General features: G+C 56.1%; 17 protein-coding genes. All 17 read left to right on the forward strand.

Annotation, left to right across the window (positions count from 1 at the left end; all coding sequences use genetic code 11):
• Window positions 1-122: 122 nt before the first annotated feature.
• Window positions 123-470 carry a hypothetical protein gene (locus CVT63_01670; GenBank protein ID PKQ28647.1) on the forward strand — a complete coding sequence of 116 codons (348 nt, stop codon included), beginning with the start codon at window positions 123-125 and terminating at the stop codon, window positions 468-470.
• Window positions 471-513: 43 nt separating this feature from the next.
• Entirely contained in the window at window positions 514-3,222 is a 2,709-nt protein-coding gene (locus tag CVT63_01675; GenBank protein ID PKQ28648.1) for an alanine--tRNA ligase, read from the forward strand.
• Window positions 3,219-3,620: a Holliday junction resolvase RuvX gene (locus CVT63_01680; GenBank protein ID PKQ28649.1), complete on the forward strand. Its 402-nt coding sequence runs from the start codon at window positions 3,219-3,221 to the stop codon at window positions 3,618-3,620. Before CVT63_01675 ends, CVT63_01680 begins: the two co-directional genes overlap by 4 nt.
• A gap of 1 nt (window position 3,621) precedes the next feature.
• Window positions 3,622-4,506 (forward strand): endolytic transglycosylase MltG, encoded by an 885-nt coding sequence (locus CVT63_01685; GenBank protein PKQ28650.1) that lies wholly within the window; start codon window positions 3,622-3,624, stop codon window positions 4,504-4,506.
• 322 nt (window positions 4,507-4,828) lie between these two features.
• The gene (locus tag CVT63_01690) at window positions 4,829-5,950 is read left to right on the forward strand and encodes a hypothetical protein (GenBank protein PKQ28651.1); all 1,122 of its coding nucleotides are present in this window, start codon (window positions 4,829-4,831) and stop codon (window positions 5,948-5,950) included.
• Window positions 5,943-7,295 carry a hypothetical protein gene (locus CVT63_01695; GenBank protein ID PKQ28652.1) on the forward strand — a complete coding sequence of 451 codons (1,353 nt, stop codon included), beginning with the start codon at window positions 5,943-5,945 and terminating at the stop codon, window positions 7,293-7,295. Before CVT63_01690 ends, CVT63_01695 begins: the two co-directional genes overlap by 8 nt.
• A 24-nt stretch (window positions 7,296-7,319) precedes the next feature.
• Window positions 7,320-7,589: a hypothetical protein gene (locus tag CVT63_01700; GenBank protein PKQ28653.1), complete on the forward strand. Its 270-nt coding sequence runs from the start codon at window positions 7,320-7,322 to the stop codon at window positions 7,587-7,589.
• A 218-nt stretch (window positions 7,590-7,807) separates the two neighbouring features.
• Window positions 7,808-8,170, forward strand: coding sequence for a hypothetical protein (locus tag CVT63_01705; protein ID PKQ28654.1), 363 nt, complete (start codon window positions 7,808-7,810; stop codon window positions 8,168-8,170).
• Between the two features lie 64 nt (window positions 8,171-8,234).
• Complete coding sequence (locus CVT63_01710; GenBank protein PKQ28655.1) at window positions 8,235-8,633, forward strand: hypothetical protein; 399 nt, start codon at window positions 8,235-8,237, stop codon at window positions 8,631-8,633.
• A gap of 39 nt (window positions 8,634-8,672) precedes the next feature.
• Entirely contained in the window at window positions 8,673-11,714 is a 3,042-nt protein-coding gene (locus CVT63_01715) for a hypothetical protein (GenBank protein ID PKQ28656.1), read from the forward strand.
• A gap of 153 nt (window positions 11,715-11,867) precedes the next feature.
• On the forward strand, window positions 11,868-12,410 hold the full coding sequence (locus CVT63_01720; GenBank protein ID PKQ28657.1) for a GTP-binding protein: 543 nt from the start codon (window positions 11,868-11,870) through the stop codon (window positions 12,408-12,410).
• Window positions 12,411-12,504: 94 nt separating this feature from the next.
• Window positions 12,505-13,368, forward strand: coding sequence for a shikimate dehydrogenase (gene aroE / locus CVT63_01725; GenBank protein ID PKQ28658.1), 864 nt, complete (start codon window positions 12,505-12,507; stop codon window positions 13,366-13,368).
• Between the two features lie 70 nt (window positions 13,369-13,438).
• Entirely contained in the window at window positions 13,439-15,127 is a 1,689-nt protein-coding gene (locus tag CVT63_01730; GenBank protein PKQ28659.1) for a type II secretion system protein GspE, read from the forward strand.
• Between the two features lie 52 nt (window positions 15,128-15,179).
• Window positions 15,180-16,220, forward strand: coding sequence for a type IV pili twitching motility protein PilT (locus tag CVT63_01735; GenBank protein ID PKQ28664.1), 1,041 nt, complete (start codon window positions 15,180-15,182; stop codon window positions 16,218-16,220).
• 205 nt (window positions 16,221-16,425) lie between these two features.
• A complete protein-coding gene (locus CVT63_01740) occupies window positions 16,426-17,643 on the forward strand; it encodes a hypothetical protein (protein PKQ28660.1) in 1,218 nt (405 codons plus the stop codon).
• Window positions 17,644-17,809: 166 nt separating this feature from the next.
• Window positions 17,810-18,190 carry a hypothetical protein gene (locus CVT63_01745; protein PKQ28661.1) on the forward strand — a complete coding sequence of 127 codons (381 nt, stop codon included), beginning with the start codon at window positions 17,810-17,812 and terminating at the stop codon, window positions 18,188-18,190.
• Between the two features lie 156 nt (window positions 18,191-18,346).
• Window positions 18,347-18,700: hypothetical protein (locus tag CVT63_01750; GenBank protein PKQ28662.1), on the forward strand; the 354-nt coding region annotated here is incomplete at its 3' end.

Genomic DNA, 18,700 nt, shown 5'->3' on the forward strand with positions numbered 1-18,700 from the left:
CGGAGAGGTAGACGGTGCCTGACCCCTGGTTGCTGGTTGCGAAAAGTTAAGCGGATCTGAACATCCTTCCTGAACATCTGTTATGGTATATTGATATCCAAAATTCGAGGAAAGGAGCGCATATGGGCGCCGTCGCAGGCATGATAGCAGCTATCGCTTTTGCGGTAATGTCGATATTCACCGCATGGTTGCTCTACCAGCTGGTAAAGACCATGGGGATAACAAACCGATTCATCAACGACGTACGGGTTGAGACTATCCCGTTGATGACTCGCCTTCAAACGACCATGGATCACGTGAACACTGAGCTCGAAAGGGTCGATGGGATATTGACAGCCCTCGAGTCCATGTCTCAAAAGGCCAACAGCGCTACCAAGGTCGTACAGGAGGTCGTGACTTCTCCGATAGTGAAAGTTCTTGGCATAGGCGCGGGTGCCGGCAAAGCGTTCAGAAAGATGAAGAAAAAGTAAACGGTAGTGCCAATCGTCAAGCGCTCCCGCCTCCATTTAAAATATTTTTTCTTTTTTCTCTTCCTTCCTCTTTAGACGGGGAGGATTCCATGTTCTAAAAAACGAGGTTGAGTTCTTGAAGAGCAGCGAGATACGCGACATATTTCTGGAGTTTTTCTCCTCGAGGGGCCATCACGTGGCGCCAGGCTCGTCGCTCGTGCCTGACGACCCGACCCTGTTGCTCACCAACGCTGGAATGGTGCAGTTCAAGCCGTATTTTCTCGGAGAAGCGCCGCCGCCTTACAGGCGCGCCACATCGGCGCAGAAGTGCGTTCGCACCACTGACATCGAGTCCGTCGGCATCACCGCGAGGCATAACACGTTTTTTGAGATGCTGGGCAACTTCTCTTTCGGGGACTACTACAAGGATGAAGCAATTCCATGGGCCTGGGAGTTTCTGACCTCGGTGCTCGAGATCGATCCCGGCTCACTCTGGATGAGCGTTTACGAAGAGGACGACGAGGCCGAGCGCGTCTGGAAATCCACTTCCGGGGTTGCTCCGGAGCGCGTCATAAGGCTCGGCGCGCAAGACAACTTCTGGGACATGGGCGATACGGGTCCGTGCGGCCCGTGTTCGGAGATACTATATGACCGCGGCGAGAAGTTCGCGTGCAGCCACGCGTGTGGCCCCGGCTGCGACTGTGACCGTTTTCTCGAGCTCTGGAACCTCGTGTTCATGCAGTACGACAGGCGGCCCGATATGTCGCTTGTGGAGTTGCCCAGAAAGAACATCGATACCGGCATGGGTCTCGAGAGGGTCGCCGCCGTCAAGCAGGGCGCCTCGACGATTTTCGAGATCGATATCATAATGCCTGTCATAGAAGCCATTACCGGCCTGTGTGGCGTGCGCCTCGGGGACTCTCCAGGCGCTGATATCTCAGTCAAGGTCATAGCCGACCACTCGCGCGCCGCCACTTTTCTGATCTCCGATGGCGTCATGCCCTCGAACGAGGGAAGAGGATATATTTTGCGCAGATTGCTGCGCAGGGCAGTGAGACACGGACGCCTGCTTGGCATAGAGGGTCACTTTATCGACGCGCTTGCGGGTGTGGTGACAGAGCTTCTCGGGGACGTTTATCCGGGCCTCAAGGAGCGAAACAAGCTTGTGACGGGAGTGATCACTTCCGAGGAGGAGAGTTTCGACCAGACGCTCGATCGGGGCGTAGAACTCCTTAGCAACGTGATCGAGGAGCACAAGGCCGAGGGCAAAGATACCATTGGAGGAAAGACGGTCTTTTACTTGCACGATACGCTCGGCTTCCCGCTGGAGCTTACTCGTGAGATTGTCTCTGATAAGGGCATGAAGATAGACCACGAGGGTTTCGGTGTTCTCATGGAGGAACAGCGTGAGCGGGCCAGGCTCTCCAGGAAAGGGGAGATGGACGAGGAAGGCGCGGCTTACTCCGAGGCCAGCAACAGATGCGGGCGCTCGCGCTTTGAGGGTTACGAGCGTAACCGGCTCGAGACCACGGTCACCGCGATAATTATCGACGAGAATTCCGTCGAGTCTGTCGAGGGAGAGCGGGACATCGAAGTCGTCCTCGAGCGCACGCCATTTTACGCGGAGTCCGGAGGCCAGGTTGGCGACAGCGGCGTCATCGAGGGCCTGACCGGCGCGATTGCGGTCGAGACCACGTTTTACGGGGCGCCCGACCTCGCGATCCACAGGGGCCGTATCAGTGGCGCGCTCAAGGTCGGCGATACCGTCACGGCGTCTGTGGATGTGGAACGCCGGCTGGCGATCGCCCGCAACCACAGCGCGACCCATCTTGTGCACTGGGCGTTGAGGGACGTGCTTGGCGCTCACGCCCGGCAGGCGGGATCGCTTGTCGCGCCCGACAGGCTTCGTTTCGACTTCACGCATTTTGACGCTGTGAGCCCCGATGAGATTGCCCGGATAGAGATGCTTGTCAACGAGCGTGTTCTGGATGATGCGCCGGTACGCGTCACGGTGATGGCGCGCGAGGCGGCAATAGCCGGCGGCGCGATGGCCCTTTTTGGCGAGAAGTACGGCGAGGAGGCGCGCGTCGTCGAGATAGGTGATTTTTCAAAGGAGCTTTGCGGAGGCACTCACGTCGAGCGCGCGGGCAATATCGGTCCGGTAAGGATTACAGCTGAGAGCAGTGTCGGGGCGGGCTTGCGCAGGATCGAGGCGACGAGCGGCTTTGAGACGCTTCGGCACTACAGGTTCATAGAGGGAGTTCTGCGCGAGACAGAGGATCTTCTAAAAGTCCGGAGTGAATCGGTGCCACTGCGTGTCGCGGAGATGCTCATTCGCGTCAAAGATATAGAGCGCGTCGCCGCGAAGGAACGCTCGAAATCCGTGGATGGCATGGCCGGTGAAATCACAGACAAAGCAAAGAGGATCACTGTCGGAGGCGCCGACTTTCTGTTCGCTCGCGTTGACGCCGTGGATCAGAGTAGATTGAGAAACCTCGCCGACGTAATGATAAAAAAAGAGGAGAGTATCGGGGCCGTCGCGCTTGTCGCCGTCGCCGGTGAGAAGGCCCAGTTGGTTGTGAAGGTCGCGAAGGGTATGGTCGGAAGGCTCAACGCGCGCGATCTCGCGGACGCCGGCGGAAAGATGCTTGGCGGCGGCGGCGGCGGGCGAGAGGACATGGGAATCGCGGGTGGGCCAATGATCAACGGCGCCGACGCGGCGTTGCTCGAGATTGAAAAAGCGATAAAAGAAAAGATCGAGGCGCCCTTATGACGGTTATCGGACTCGACGTGGGTGAAGCGCGCATTGGAGTTGCGGTAAGCGATCCCTTAAAGAAAATTGCCCAGCCCCGTGAGACTATCAAGAGGGACGAATTCTCTGTTCGCCGGCTCTCCGAGCTTGTCTGTGAGACGGGCGCTGAAACGGTTGTGATCGGTCTGCCGCTACTCCTTGATGGAAGAGAGGGCCAGCAGGCGCGACTCACGCGGGAGTTCGCGAGAGAATTGCAAGATGTTCTCGATGTGCCGATAACTTTCGTTGATGAGCGATTGAGCACCAGGGAAGCGGAGGCGATCCTGGCAAGAGGACGCGTGAAACGCGCCAGGAAGCGGAGCGCTTCCGACCGGGTGGCCGCGGCGTTGATACTTCGAGCGTACCTGGACGGCCTTTGATATGAACGACTTGCCCGAGCGCGGTGACTGTGGAAGCAGGGTCGAACGCCGGCGTGAAAGATCTCTAAAGAAAGCCCAAAGAAGGCGCGCCACGGCGATCGCCTTCTCGGTTTCCTTGATACTGATCGTCCTGCTGGGCGCCGGTGGTTGGGTCATCTACCGGAGGGCGAGCGCTCGTCGCGGTCCGACGCCAAGGACGTACGCGGTTACATTGCCCGAGGGTCTGAACGCCACGGAGACGGGAGAGAGGTTTGAGGAAGCGACAAACGGTTCTATAAAAGCGGCGGAGTTCTCGCGAGCACTGAAAGCCGGCGGTTATGACTACAGCTTTCTTAAAGGGACGAAGGGCAATCTGGAGGGCTTTCTCTTTCCCAACACTTACCAGGTGACTTCAACGACCACCGCGCGCGAGACGGTGGACAAACTGCTTTGTGATTTCAAGAAAGAGACCGACGACCTCGAGTGGAACCGCGCGGCAGAACTCGGGGTCACGCCTTATCAGATCGTGATAATCGCCTCGTTAATCGAGAAAGAGGTCAAGTTGTCCACGGAGCGGCCGCTTGTGGCGTCGGTGATTTATAACAGGCTCAAGAAGAACATGAAACTGGGGATGTGCTCGACCGTGCTCTACGCGCTCGGCCAGTGGAAGCCGAAGCTCACCAACAAAGATATCGAGGTGGACTCCCCGTACAACACTTATAAAATAAACGGTCTCCCGCCGGGTCCGATATGCAATCCCGGCTTCGAGTCTATCCGCGCGTCGTTGTTCCCCGCGACGACAGATTACTTATACTTTATCCTGACCGGCCCTGAAGGCAGTCACAGCTTCACGAGCGATTACAGGCAATTCGACATCTGGAAAAACGAGCAAAACAAAAAGCAATAGGGGTCTGGCAACGTCTACCGCTTTAGCGGTAGACGGTGCCTGACCCCTGCCTTGGTAGCGGTAGACGGTGCTCAGAAGCAGTGACAGAAACGGAGATATTCGTGGTGAAGGTTGAAGGCGCAAAACATGAGCCTGAGCTCAAGGCGCTGATGCGCATGGTGTTTATCTTGGATGTCACGATTGATGGCGTATTAGGCAAAGGTGCTCATGCCATGATGTACCAGTCGGGGCGCGATACTGGCCGCGTCCAGGGGCGCCTGGCCGCGCGAACAGAGGATTTTGACACGGCTTTGCGGTCTGTGCTTGCCGAAGGCGAAGGCGTATGGCGGTTCGAGTATTGGAAAGATCCCGGTCAGCAGGATCACTGGATACACGGCGGCGACAGGAGCTCCGCGTGGCTGGTATTCAGGAGTTGTCCGCTCCAAAGGCTCACTCGCGCTGTTGGAACAAAACCTGGCGGATTGCTTTGTCACGCTTTTCACGGCTACATGATCGGTTGTATGGAAATGGCGCTCGGCCGGCGGGTAGACATGAAGATTGGCCATTGCGGACCGCGGGCGTGCAAGGTGCAAGTGGAGATGAGGAAGTGATGTATGTCGCGACAGTTGCTCTGAGCGCGTGTGGTGGATGCGAGAACGCGCTGCTCTCGATAGGTGAACCTCTAATAGCGCTCTTGAGCGAGCATGCCATCTCGTTCTCGAGCTTGCTGGTGGACAGGCGGTCGATCTCTCCGTCGGACGTTGTGCTCGTGAGCGGTTGCATAAGCAATGACGAGGAACGCGCAATCGCGTCCGAGATCGCTCACATCAGCAGAAAGATAATCGCTGTCGGTTCCTGCGCGGTTTACGGTGGGCTGTTTGGCTCGCGGAAAATTATTGACAACAGTTGCGACGACGCTCTCGATGCGATTTTGCCACGTGTTTTTGAGCACGTCGAGCCTCTGGATTCGAGAGTGGATGTCGAGCTGTACGTCCCTGGATGCCCACCCCCGCCGGACCTCATCTTTGAGGCTTTGAAGTCCGCGCTCGAGGGGCATGCCCCACCGCATCTGAACAGCACGGTTTGCTCCGATTGCACACGCCGTGTGGCGCGCAAGTCGGCAAAAGCCTTTCAACTCCACCCGGGTCCGGGAGTCCCCGAGAGCGTGTGCATCCTGAACTCGGGAGTGCTCTGTATGGGTCCCGTGACACGAGGAGGCTGTCGCGCCGCGTGTCCACAGGTGGCCGCGGCGTGTCTGGGTTGCAGGGGACCCGCGGACGCCGTTCTTTCGTCGCAGTTGCACTCGGTGCGCTCTGACTTGATTACTTATATCGCGCGCACCACAGGATCGCGCGAGGAGAAGGTCGCCCGACAGATTGAACCGATGCGGCAAGCGCTTTACATGTTCACAGGCTCAGACCCGGTGACAAAAGCGAAAGTCAAGGAGATGGCGCCAGATGACTGATCGGAAAGAATCCGCGTTGGGGGAGAAAATTCGTTTGTACCCGGTTACGCGCATACAGGGGCGCGCCGACATCGAGATACTTTTTACCCCGCAACAGGTGGTCGCCGAGGCGCGTTTCAGGGCGCTCGAGACGCGGGGCATCGAGCGTATGGTCGTCGGAAAGCCCGCTCTCCGCGTGCCGCAAATCCTTGCCAGGACGTGCGGCGCCTGTGGCCCTTTCCATCAGCTCGCATCCGCTATGGCGATCGAGTCCGCGTGTGGCGTGGAGGTGCCCGAAGATGCCACGTCACACAGGGAAACGCTTTGCTGGCTATTCCTTGCCGCTACTCAGATAAAGACCATGATTTTTCAGATTCTTCCCGACTTCGCTCTTCCGATGTCGGATGCGGCGGTCAAGAACATCACCGGCATATACATGGTAGATCAGGAGTCTGTGAGCAGGCTCTCTTCTGTGCTTGTTTCTATCGATAAGGCGCTCGAGGAGCTCAGCCGCAACCGATTTCACCCGGGAGCGATTGTCGTAGGCGGTGTTTCCGGGTTGCCTGACCAGGCGGCGGTTGACAGGGCGTTAGAGCTTTTGGATGGATGTGCCGACAATCTCCACGAGAGTATGCGCCTGGCGGAGATGCTGACAAGGCGTGAGTCGAAGATGGTGAAGAGTGACGTCTCGCTCGAGGGCTTTTACATGACGACGACCGACGCCGGCCGGCCCGCCATTCTCGGCAATGAGATCACGTGCGCACCGTTCGCTGGTGGCGAAGAATCCACTATGGAGTTTAAGGAGTTCCTGGCGTCGATTGAGGAACGACCCGTTCCGTGGTTCTATCTTAAACCGCTTGCCGTAACTGGATTTGAGCCTTGTATGGTCGGTTCGCTTGCCAGGGTGAACGTTGGTTTCGGTCCGGATACGCCAGTAGCGGAACTCGAGTGTGATCGCGTGCTCGAGCAGTGGGGGCATCCACTGGACAGAGAGCATTTCCTTTTGGCAGCTCTCGCGCTCGAGGCGATATGGGGATGGGAGAAAGCCAAAAATCTGCTGGCGGAAGGAGCGGCGGATGCCCGCGAAGCGTGTGCAGGAGCGCGGCTATCCGCGTCAAATGGTTTCGCGGTTCTTGACTCGCCCGGTGGAGTTCTTGCCCACGCGGTCTCCCTGGGCTCCGACGGGGCTGTGAGTTCCTACAAGATCATGAGTCCATTGCAGTTCAACGGCATCTTGATGAACAGTTACCTCTCGAGAGTCGCGGGTGAAACGGTGATGGGAATTGAAGTGAGCGACGCCGCCGCGTCAAGGCTTGCGCGCGCTGTCAGGTCTTTCAATCCATGCGTGCCATGTGGAACGCACTGACAAAGTAGAAGGCAGGCGTAAAAAGTGCTGGAAATAATAATCGATAAGGAGCGTTGTGTGGCCTGCGGGGATTGCGCGAGCATGTGCCCGCAAAGCGGCCCGGCAGTGGAGTTTCCAGTGCTTGAAGCAGTCGCTGGAGGTGAGGTTTTCATAAAGCGCGCTGAAGCGTGCATCGCGTGTTTCACGTGCGTCGAGTTCTGTCGGTCCGCGGCTATCACGATCGTTGGCGCTGATCCTGGCGGCGAAGAACAGCCTCCCATCTACCCGAGCAGGCTCGTAACCCGTATAATTTAACTTTCGGGTCAGGTCTTTTTTTAAAGTTTAAGAGGGGTCTGGCAACGTCTACTGGCAACGTCTACCGCTTTAGCGGTAGACGGTGCCTGACCCCTCTGGACGAGCGATCGACTTAAGAAAAAAGACCTGACCCGAAAGTTAAGCCTGCTCATAATTATGCGCGGGTTGTCCGACATTAAATACAGGCCCTTTGACGGCCACAGGAGGTTGTAACCTGAATGCGCGAAGAACAGATGATAGAGACACTCAAAAAGTTGAGATCTGACAGTGATAGTGTGCAGGCAGTGGCGCTCATAAGTTCCGATGCGATGCCGCTTGCGTCTGACATGCCGGATGGCATGACCGAGGAGCTTCTCAGCGCCACGGCTTCTTCGCTGATTGCGTCGGGGGAAAAGGTTGCCGGTGAGCTTTTGAGAGGCGACGTCGAGCAGGTTTATCTTCGGGGAAGCTTTGGCGATCTGGTCGTTGTCAAGGTGAACGATGACGTTATTCTTGCGTGCGCCGTTGATAACCAAGCGAAGATGGGCATGACTCTTCTCGATGTCAATCGTTGCGCGCAAAAGCTCGCCGGGATTATTTGAAGTGAGACAATGTGAGGTTAGTGAGGTCGTGTGGTAGAATTGATTAAAAAAGAGGTAAGAACGCATGGATAGTATTCAACAGAACGAACTTGAGGAAACGCTCAAGGGGCTTTTGGAAAAGACAAAGGATATCGATGCGGCCGCGGTTGTGAGCATGGATGGGTTCGTGATGGCGTCGATCCTTCCTGAGAGCTACGAGGAAGATCGCCTTGGAGCTATGTCGGCGGCGCTCTTGAGCCTCGGGGAGAGAACCGCCCATGAGTTTGGGCGTGGAGAGCTGGCACAGGTTTTTGTGGAAGGCGCCGATGGATATGTGTTCCTGTTGGCCGCCGGTGAGGACGCGGTGTTGAATGCTGTTGTCAAGCGTGGAAGCAAACTCGGGCTTGTCCTGTACGATATCAAGAACACGGCAAAGGCAATCGCCGCCATCATCGAATCACATCTCCAGGTTGAATACGAATAATGTCCCTGTGGGACGGAACAGTAAAGTGGCAGGGATATCATGCCTCTAGAGGGACGCCTTAAAGATTTTAGTCTTCCTGATTTGTTTCAATTGATTCACTTTGGGAAGAAAAGCGGAACCTTGAACATCACAAATGGTGATGTAAAAGGTTACGTCTGCTTCCGGAGCGGCAACGTATTTTTTGGTACCCACAACTGGAAAAGAGCGCCCCTCGGCCAGCGGCTTGTCGAGGTTGGCATGGCTTCTGCTGAGCAGATAGATGAAGCCCTCGACCTGCAGAAGACTGACCGGAAAGGTCAGCGGCTTGGCAACATCCTGGTTGAACTCGGCTACATAAGCCGCGAGTCGCTCGAAGTCTTTGTGGAGGAACAGATCAGAGACGCGGTTTTCCACATGCTTCGCTGGGATGAGGGGGATTTCGACTTCGACCCACACCAGACATTCCCGGAGGAGGACATCGGGCTATCCATGAGTACCGAGGAACTTATCATGGAGGGTAGCCGCAGGCTCGATGAGTGGTACCAGATCGAGAAGAGGATTCCATCGCTTGACGCTGTCTTCAAGGTGACCGGGGATCCGGGCAAAGACGCTTCCGAGATCAACCTCACGAGCGAAGAGTGGCTCGTTCTGTACCACGTGAATGGCGAAAACGCTGTGAAAGACGTCATAGAGAAATCACAGCAGAGCGCGCTTGCCACCTGCAAGGCGTTGTATGGATTGGTAACCGCGGGGTTGATCGCTCTTGCCGGGACGGATGCCACAGGTGACTTTACAATACCAGGGGCGCTCGAGGACGAAATAGTGAAACTCGAGAAAGTGTCGAAAACTGACCAGGCACGTTCGATGCCGCATCCGGGCGCGGAGGCGTCACAACCGGTGGGCGAAGTGGTGAACGAGCCGCAAGAGGCTTTGCCGGAGAAAGAGATCGCAAGCTCGATGCGCCACGGGCGCAAAATCAGGCGAAAGTCCACGGCGAAGCAGAAAGAACAGCAACATGGCGAGGATATCGCGATCGATGGCGACCTGGATGACGTAGTACTTGTCGAGGAGCTCTCTGATGATGAGGTTGAGGTTCCTCGTAAGCAGCACAAGAAGCCGCGTCGCTTTGCAAAGAGGTTGTCCTCTGAATCTGTCGACGTTCTTGAGCCTCCCGAGCCCGTTGATGCCCCGGAAGAAGAACTCACGTCGCCGGGCGTTGACCAGGAGGCTACCACGAAGGCTGCTGAGCCTGCTTCCGGCGTGAGCCTCGTTGATTACTACAAGTCTCTTGCGCTCAAGGACGCATCTGATAACGATGGCCTGATGATGTTCCAGGAAACCGAGCAGAAGAAAAAGGCGGAGGCAAAGGCGGAAGCGGTTGAAGCTGAACGCGCGCTCGATGTTGCGGTCACCGATGCTGAGCCAGTTGTTGATAAAACGGAAGAGGTTGAAGCGCCTGATGATATTCCACTCGAGTGGGCAGGACACCTGACGAGGTTTTCCGGCGGCGCCAGGAAAGCTGGATCGCGCAAGTCACTTGGCCGGCTCGACCAGAATGTCGTGGGCGATGAAGCCTCCGACGAGGTCAAAGCCGTCACTCATGCCGACATCGAGACACCGGTTCTAGAGATTGAAACATCTCATGCGATAGAGGAGGAACCCGGCGCGCTTGAGGCGGAGTCAGCGAATATCGAACAGCCACACAAGCTTCTGTCGTCCGATGCGGATAAGCGCTTTCCGGCGGAAACCGCGCTGGAGGATTTTGATCTTGTCGTCGAAGACGAGCCGGACGTGGCACAGATTGAGTTGGAATCTGTCGTCCCGGAAGAGCTTGACGTATGCGTTGGAGCTGATGCGCCAGGCGCCGAGAATGAGGTCGCGCCAGGCGCTGACGAGCTCGAGCCGCGCACAGAAGATATCCCATTTGTTGATGAGGCGCCCGAGGGTTTGCCGTTGCCTGCGGAGGAGGAGATAGAAGAACTATCGCAGGTGACTCCGCGACAGCACGACGTTAGTTTGGAAGAGATTCTGGAGTTCGATCAGTCTGCTTATCCGATTGTTGAGTCTCGCGAGCCGCAACTTTCTACACAGGATACGCAAGATAACGTGGCGGTGGATGCGGCTGAGCCGTGGCAGGACGAATTACAGCCGGAAGATGAGGGCGCTCCAAAAAAAAGTTGGCTCGGTCGCGTGATCCAGTTCAATAGAGGCGCTGAGGATAGCGCCGAAGAGGTTGACCTCGAAGAGTGCGCTCCAGTTGTCGAAATCGATCAGACGGAAGAGATAGTAACCGCTGAGGATCTGAACCTGGATGTCGAGGTGGCGCCCATGCCATCTACCTCAACCGTGGTTGCCGAGGAAGCAGAGGTTGTTTTTGAAGAGCGAGCACCCGACGCGGAAGTGCTGCGCATGGACGAAGTAGCCGCTTCCCGGGAAGAAGAGCTGCCCCCACTGGTGCTTGATGATACGCCCCTGACCGCTTTTGACGGAAAAGGTTTGCCGGAAGAGGAAGCGCAAGTCATATTCATAGATGCCATGAAACAGCCACTCTCCGCGGTTGAGGAAATAGAGGCTACCAGTACAGAAGTTGTGACGCCCGAGGAGCTACCCACTGGTGATACCGATCAGGTTTCTGAAGAAGAGGTCGCCGACGCTGAACCGGAAGAAGAGTTTGTGTTTGGCGAAACCGTTGAGGCTACTGAGAGTTCGACCGAGGCCGTGACGGACTCCGAGACCATCACTTTCGATGCCGAGCCTGTCACTGTCGCTGACGAAGAGGAGTTGGAGCCGACCGCCGCTGAGGCAAAGACGCCGGACGCCGGTCTCGACGAAGAGGTTGACGACGACGAAGAGTTCGCGATGAAGGTTCGCGGAAAGCGGGGCGTCGGAACCAGCCTGGTGGACCTCGAGACTTTTGAACTCGAGAGAGAACTGATCGAACTCGCCGGTGGTGTCAAGGAGAAGCGGCGTCGCATCACGGAGAGCGAAAAAGAGGCTTTTTCAAGTGAAAAGGGAAAGAAAAAGAAGGACAGCGGTAGAGGATCAAAAGAGATAGACAAGAAGTCGGCCAAGAAGATTATTGATGATGTGAAAAAGATATGATCTGTAGAGGGGTCAGGCAACGTCTACCGCGCAGCGGTAGACGGTGCCTGACCCCTGGTTGCGGTAGACGCAGCGGTAGACGGTGCCTGACCCCTGGTTGCGGTAGACGCAGCGGTAGACGGTGCCTGACCCCTGACGCTCAGGAGGGATTACTTGGATAGAGTCTACAAGATAGTGGTGACTGGCCCGTTCAACTCCGGGAAGACTACTTTTATAAATGCGATAAGCGAGATTGAAGTGGTTTCCACCGAGAGAAAAATGGGGCGGGGAAGCGAAAAATGCGACACCACCGTCGCGATGGACTTTGGTCGCATCACATTTCCTGACGGGTACTCTCTCCACCTTTATGGAACGCCGGGTCAGGCGCGCTTCGACTTCATGTGGGAGATACTCTCCGAGGGAATGCTTGGCTACGTGGTTCTGGTTGATGGCAGCAAGCCGTCATCGTTTGGTGAGGTGGACGGCATAGTCAGGGCTTTTGCGGGCATGTCGGATAAGCCGTGCGTAGTGGGGCTCACGAGGTCGGACCACAAGGATTGCTTTTCAGCGGACGAGATAAGAAATAATATTGATTGTCTTCAAGACAAGGATATCGTTGGATGTGACGCGAGGAAGTTGACTGACGTCAAGGAAGTTCTACTGGCCTTGCTCGAGAAAGTGATGGCTAGGGCGGAGGCTCTGGAACAGACAGGTTGACAGTTCTCCCCCTACCCCCCTGACAAGGGGGGCAAGGGGGTTCTGGCGTGTCTTGCATGAGTGACGCCTCGGGCGTTTGAGGAACGGGATTCTAATGCGCATAAATGGTAGTACGCGTTTGGTAGGAATCATAGGGAACCCGCTGGAACATTCGCTTTCACCGGCTATCCATAACGCGGCATTTGATTATCTTGGCCTGAACTGGTGTTACGTGCCGATGCTCGTCGAGGAGGGGAACCTGGCCTTGGCGATCCATGGAATGAAAGCGATCTCCTTTGCCGGGGCTAACGTAACCATGCCCTTTAAGATCATGGTGCTTGGCTTGCTGGACGAAGTTGCCGTGTTTGCGGAGTCGGTAGGCGCGGTGAATACGATTCTCGCGGACAAGGGCAAGTTCATGGGCTACAACACGGATGGGCGCGGCTTTTACACCGCGCTGGCGCGGGATCTGGAATATGACGTCAAAGGCCGCAAGATCCTGGTGCTTGGCGCCGGTGGCGCGTCGCGCAGCGTCACCGTTTCGCTGGCGCTGGCGGGTTGCTCTTCCATCGCCATTGTCGACCAATTGCCCGACAGGAGCAGGCAGCTTGTGGAGATAATCCGCTCGAGTACGCCCGACGTCGACGTCACGTGGCTGTCTCCCGACGACAACCACGACATTGTTGTGGCCGAGTCCGACGTAATAATAAACGCGACGCCGCGCACGATCTCCAGCGAGTCATTGCGTGTGCCGCCGTCTTTGTTGAATAAGAACAAACTGGTCTGCGATCTCAATTATTCACTGTCCCAGCCGCCGCTGCTTCAGGAGGCGGCCTCGCGCGGGGCGCGGGTCATGGACGGGAAGGGTATGTTGCTTTACCAGGCCGCCGCCTCCTTCGAGATATGGACGGGGCTGGAAGCTCCGGTGGAAGTCATGAGAGTTGCGCTCCTGCGCGCGCTGGAAGAGACGCACAGTTAGGGGGGGTCAGGCACCGTCTACCGCTTTAGCGGTAGACGGTGCCTGACCCCTCGACCAAGGAAGACACAGAATGGAGAAGCCGAAGCAAGACCGCCTGGGGCGGCTCATGCTCGAAAACAATCTGATAAGTGAGGATCAGCTTGAAGAGGCTCTCCAGGAGCACTCGAGCACCGGCAAGTCACTTGGTCGTGTGCTCATAGAGAAAGGCGTTCTCACCGAAGGGCAGCTTACGTCAGTTCTCGCGGAGCAAATAGGCATCCGGTACGTCGACCTTTCCAACTACATCGTCGATCCTTCCGTTGCCGCGCTCATAGACGCGAATTTCGCGCGAAGGCACATACTTATTCCGATCGACTACGACAGCGACAAGCTCGTGGTGGCGATGGCGGATCCAACCAACGTGTTCGCTCTCGATGATCTGCGTATCATGACGGGCAGGGCGATCGCGCCGGTTGTGGCGACCAAGAAGGACATTGAAGAGGCGATAGGAAGGTACCTGCACTCCGACATGGCCGCCCAGGAGGAGCTTGAAGATTTCTCTCTCGACGAAGAGAACGTGATCGAGGAGGTGGAGGATCTCAAGGAGATGGGGGAGGAGGCTCCTATCGTAAAGTACGTCAACCTCATAATCAGTGAGGCTGTTGTTGACGGCGCAAGCGACGTTCATGTCGAGCCGGGGGAGAAAGACATACGCATCCGTTATCGCATAGACGGCGTGCTTCGCGAGATCCGGCGATCCCCGCGGCGCATTCACCCCGGCATAGTCTCGAGGTTAAAGATCCTTGGTAGCATGGACATATCCGAGAGGCGGATTCCGCAGGACGGCCGATTCGCGCTCGAGATAGAAGGCAAGCACATTGACCTTCGCGTGGCTTCCGTGCCAACAGTCCACGGAGAGAAGATGGTCCTCCGGATACTCGACAGCACCTCGCTCTTGATGAACCTCTCACAGTTGGGCATCTCTCCTGATCTGTTGAAGCGGTTCACGGAGTCTTTTACGAAGCCGTACGGCACCGTGATCGTCACTGGGCCTACCGGCTCCGGGAAGACGACAACGTTGTACGCGGCTCTCTCCGAACTGAACAAGCGTGAAGTTAACATCATCACGGTAGAGGATCCGGTCGAGTACCGGCTCCACGGAACGAACCAGGTGCAGGTCAACACCAGGGTGGGCCTCACGTTTGGCACGACCTTGAGGTCAATTTTGAGATGCGACCCCGACGTTATCATGATCGGTGAGATCCGAGACAGCGAGTCGGCCAAGATAGCTATCGAATCAGCGCTGACCGGTCACATGGTGCTGTGCACGCTTCACACAAACGACGCGCCTTCGGCTATAACCAGAATGACGGAGATGGGGGTCGAGCCGTTTCTTATTGCGTCGGCTGTGGACAGTGTCGTGAGCCAGAGGCTTGCCCGAAGGTTATGCGTTCACTGCAGGGAAGAGACGACATACGACGCTGAGTACCTCGAGAAGATAGGCTTTCCTGTTGGTGACGAGAACAAGATTACAGTATTTAAGGCCGATCCCGGTGGATGCTTCTACTGTAATAACACCGGCTTTCGTGGGAGGATAGGAATCTACGAGGTGCTGGGGGTTGATGAGGAAATAGAAAAACTGGTTGTCAACATGTCGACCGCGCGTGAAATCGGAACGCTGGCCAGGGAGCATGGAATGGTCACTTTGCGCGGAGATGGTTTCAGCAAGGTCGCGCAAGGTATAACCTCTATAGAAGAGGTTCTTCGAGTCGTTATGTAGAAAGCGGAGGTGTTACGTGGCACAGCAAGGATCAAGACTCGACATAAACGAGATGCTCAAGGAAGTGATAAACCGCGGGGCTTCTGACCTGCATATCACGGTAGGTATCCCGCCTGTGTTGCGCATCAATGGCGTCCTGCAGCGGATGGATCAGCAAAAGCTCACGAGCGCCGACACCCGTGATATGGTTTACAGCATTCTCACGGCCCGCCAGCGGGAAACGCTGGAAACCAACCTGGAGTTCGACCTGTCGTACTCCGTGCCGGGCAGCGCCCGTTTTCGCGTAAACGCGTACTTTCAGAGGAACAGTGTCGGCGCGGCTTTCCGTATTATTCCATATCGCATCAAGTCGCTCGACGAGCTCATGCTTCCGCTGGTGGTCAAAGAGTTCGCGCGGCTTCCCAGGGGTTTTGTCCTGGTGACCGGGCCGACCGGCCAGGGCAAGTCGACCACGCTTGCCGCGATCATCGACCTCATCAATTCGACCCGTGAAGAGCACATAATCACGATCGAAGACCCTATCGAGTTTCTTCATTTGCACAAGAAGTGCATGGTCAACCAGCGCGAAGTCGGCTCGGACACACATTCGTTCGCAAGCGCCTTGAAGTATGCTTTGAGGCAGGATCCCGACATCATACTCGTCGGCGAGATGAGAGACCTCGAGACCATACAAACCGCGCTGACCGCCGCCGAGACCGGCCACCTGGTCTTTGCGACGCTTCATACGCAGGACGCCCCCCAGAGCATCGACCGTATAATCGACGTCTTTCCGACTTTTCAGCAGGCGCAGGTCAGGCTCCAGTTGGCCTCGACGCTACGGGCTATCGTGACGCAGCAACTGGTTCCCACAAAGGACAGGCGGTCCAGGGTTCCCGCGGTCGAGATTATGATAGCGACCTCCGCTATCCGCAACATGATCAGAGACGCGAGGATTCACCAGATTTACTCGGCCATGCAGTCGGGCGGCCAGCTCCGGATGCAAACCATGGACGCCTCGCTCGCGGAGCTTTACCGCGCGGGCCAGACAACTTATGAAACCGGGCTTGCGAGAGCCCACAACAGAGATGACTTCAGGCGCCTCGTCGGCCGGTAATGTCCATTTTTATCACAAGCAAGAATGCCCGTGTCACACTTCCTAGCCCCGGGGCCACCGCGCGCGAAGCGCGTGGGGTGGAGAGGGTTGGAGGGGGGTATGTAGCGCTTCGGTTCATAGAATCGAAAAATAGTGCTATTATTGTGATTGGTGAGGCGTAGGCAGGGTAAGGATATCGGTTCGGTCACGTTGGGAGGTTCTTAAAGTGGCCACAGAGTTCACATATACAGTCAGAGACCGTACGGGCCGCGAGATATCAGGGTCACTGGAGGCCGAGAACTCGGAAGTTCTATCTGGAAAGCTTCGCCAGATGGGGTACGTCATTGTCAGCATCGAAGAAGTCAAAGTGTCGATGGGCAAGAAAGAGATTTACATCTTCGGCGCAAAGGCGAAGCAGGAGGATGTGAACATATTTACCCGGCAGTTCGCGACCATGATCAATGCCGGGCTTCCCCTGATCAAGTGCCTGAGCATCCTGGCCCGGCAGACGGAGTCCAGCGTGCTTGCCGACATCATCACCGATTGCCAGAAAGAGGTGGAAGGTGGGCGATCCCTGTCCGAGGCCCTCTCGAAGCATCCCCAGGCGTTCAGCAATCTGTACGTGGCGATGGTGCGCGCCGGCGAGATGGGCGGCATGCTCGATGACGTTCTTTTGCGTATTGCCGAGCAGCTCGAGCGTGAGTTCGAGATCCACCGCAAGGTAAAATCGGCGATGACGTACCCAATAGCTATCATGGCGCTGTCATCGCTTTTGCTGGGGATAATGATCATCTTTGTGGTGCCAAAGTTCGCGGCGATGTTCGAGACGCTGGGCGGCAGCCTGCCGGCCATGACCCAGATGCTTGTCAACTTTAGCCACTTCGTCGCCGGCCCTGGCGGCCTCGTTATTGTTGCCGTCATAGTCGGATTGGTTATCGCGTTCAGGCGGATCAAGATGACCAAGAAGGGGCGCTACGCGATCGACAGCTTCAAGTTGAAAATGCCGTATGTCGGCACTCTCTTTCATAAAACGGCGATGTCCAAGTTCTCGAGGAGCCTCGGGGCGCTGATCTCTTCCGGGGTGCCGATCCTGGGCGCTCTCGAGATAACAGGTGAAACTACGGGCAACATGGCCGTCACAAGGGCTCTTGATCACGTGCGCGAGAGTGTCAAAGAGGGAGAGACAATCGCCAGGCCGTTGGATGAGTCCGGCGTCTTTCCTCCGATGGTGACACAGATGATTGCCATTGGAGAAGAGACGGGAGCGCTGGACGTAATGCTCTTGAAGATCAGCCAGTTTTACGACAGCGAGGTGAACGCCGGAGTAGACAGCCTTACCGCGACGCTCGAGCCACTGTTGATGATGTTCCTCGGCGGATCGGTCGGTTTCATCGTAATCGCGCTCTATCTGCCGATCTTCAAAGTCATCACCATGATCAAGTAAACATTTCCTCACCTTCAGTGGATGGTAGCACAGACATTCTTGTCTGTGGTGTTTTGTTTTTATCACAGGCCTGCTAAAGTTTTTGGCAATGCATGCCGAAACACCGAGTTGAAGGAAGGAAAAGGAAGGAAAAAGTAGTTGAAGAGCATGAAGGGAGGTGAAAGAAATGAGTAAATATCTACATGGGGAAAAGGGATTCACCCTGATTGAGCTGATGATTGTTATCCTCATCATTGCAATTTTGGTTGCAATAGCAATCCCGGTGTTCTTGGCAGCTAAGAAGAACGCCCAGACGAGAACCTGTCAGGCTAACATGAGGACTATCGATGGCGCGGTCAACACATATTGCGCGCAGTATGAGGCGTACCCGCCGGCTGGCGCTGTTAGCGCCGAGCTGGGACCGAGTTTCCTTAAGCGGAACCCGACGTGCCCCGGAGCAACACCAGCAGCATACACCCTGTCTTCGGTTAGTGGCGATGTGACAGGCATCAATCCACCGTATGTATCATGTCCAAGTGTTGGCACGGTCACTGATCATACTATCTAGGTTCTGAAGAAGTGACGAATGGAAGCCGATTTCTCATAGATCGGCTTCCTTATTTTATACTTGCATGAAAAGATTAGTTGGAGGATGATTAGAAACAATCGTTGGTCGTATTTTCTATTTACTGATAGGTTCAGGAGTGAAGCCAGCCTGCGGCACATGAGTTCTGGTGGATTAGATGAAGCGTCGTTGGACGGCGCAAGAAGGGACAAAGGCATCAAGAAATCAGCCAGGGCTATTCTTTCCCGTCTAAGGGCGTTTCCCCCCGAGGTCTGGATATTTTTCTTCTATCTCGCATTTACGTTGTTCTTGACCTGGCCACTGATAATCCATCTGCGCACCTCCGTCTACGGGTACCCTGGCGACAATCTAGGCGCCATCTGGATGAACTGGTGGGTGAAGAACGCTGGCGCTATGGGCGGTAGCGCAACGTTCTCGCCAATGATAGGTTACCCGTTTGGCAGCTCGCTGGGGTTTCCCCTTGAGCCTCTTGTTTACCTCGAGTCGCGTTTC

Source organism: Candidatus Anoxymicrobium japonicum (genome assembly GCA_002843005.1).
In the GTDB taxonomy this organism is placed as follows: Bacteria; Actinomycetota; Geothermincolia; order Fen-727; family Anoxymicrobiaceae; genus Anoxymicrobium; species Anoxymicrobium japonicum.

Bases quoted from the DNA above. Each gene is read 5' to 3' on its own strand.
- CVT63_01670 (PKQ28647.1), top strand. From the start codon at position 123: ATGGGCGCCGTCGCAGGCATGATAGCAGCTATCGCTTTTGCGGTAATG.
- CVT63_01680 (PKQ28649.1), top strand. From the start codon at position 3,219: ATGACGGTTATCGGACTCGACGTGGGTGAAGCGCGCATTGGAGTTGCG.
- CVT63_01685 (PKQ28650.1), top strand. From the start codon at position 3,622: ATGAACGACTTGCCCGAGCGCGGTGACTGTGGAAGCAGGGTCGAACGC.
- CVT63_01690 (PKQ28651.1), top strand. From the start codon at position 4,829: ATGGCGGTTCGAGTATTGGAAAGATCCCGGTCAGCAGGATCACTGGAT.
- CVT63_01695 (PKQ28652.1), top strand. From the start codon at position 5,943: ATGACTGATCGGAAAGAATCCGCGTTGGGGGAGAAAATTCGTTTGTAC.
- CVT63_01705 (PKQ28654.1), top strand. From the start codon at position 7,808: ATGCGCGAAGAACAGATGATAGAGACACTCAAAAAGTTGAGATCTGAC.
- CVT63_01710 (PKQ28655.1), top strand. From the start codon at position 8,235: ATGGATAGTATTCAACAGAACGAACTTGAGGAAACGCTCAAGGGGCTT.
- CVT63_01715 (PKQ28656.1), top strand. From the start codon at position 8,673: ATGCCTCTAGAGGGACGCCTTAAAGATTTTAGTCTTCCTGATTTGTTT.
- aroE (PKQ28658.1), top strand. From the start codon at position 12,505: ATGCGCATAAATGGTAGTACGCGTTTGGTAGGAATCATAGGGAACCCG.
- CVT63_01730 (PKQ28659.1), top strand. From the start codon at position 13,439: ATGGAGAAGCCGAAGCAAGACCGCCTGGGGCGGCTCATGCTCGAAAAC.
- CVT63_01735 (PKQ28664.1), top strand. From the start codon at position 15,180: ATGCTCAAGGAAGTGATAAACCGCGGGGCTTCTGACCTGCATATCACG.
- CVT63_01745 (PKQ28661.1), top strand. From the start codon at position 17,810: ATGAGTAAATATCTACATGGGGAAAAGGGATTCACCCTGATTGAGCTG.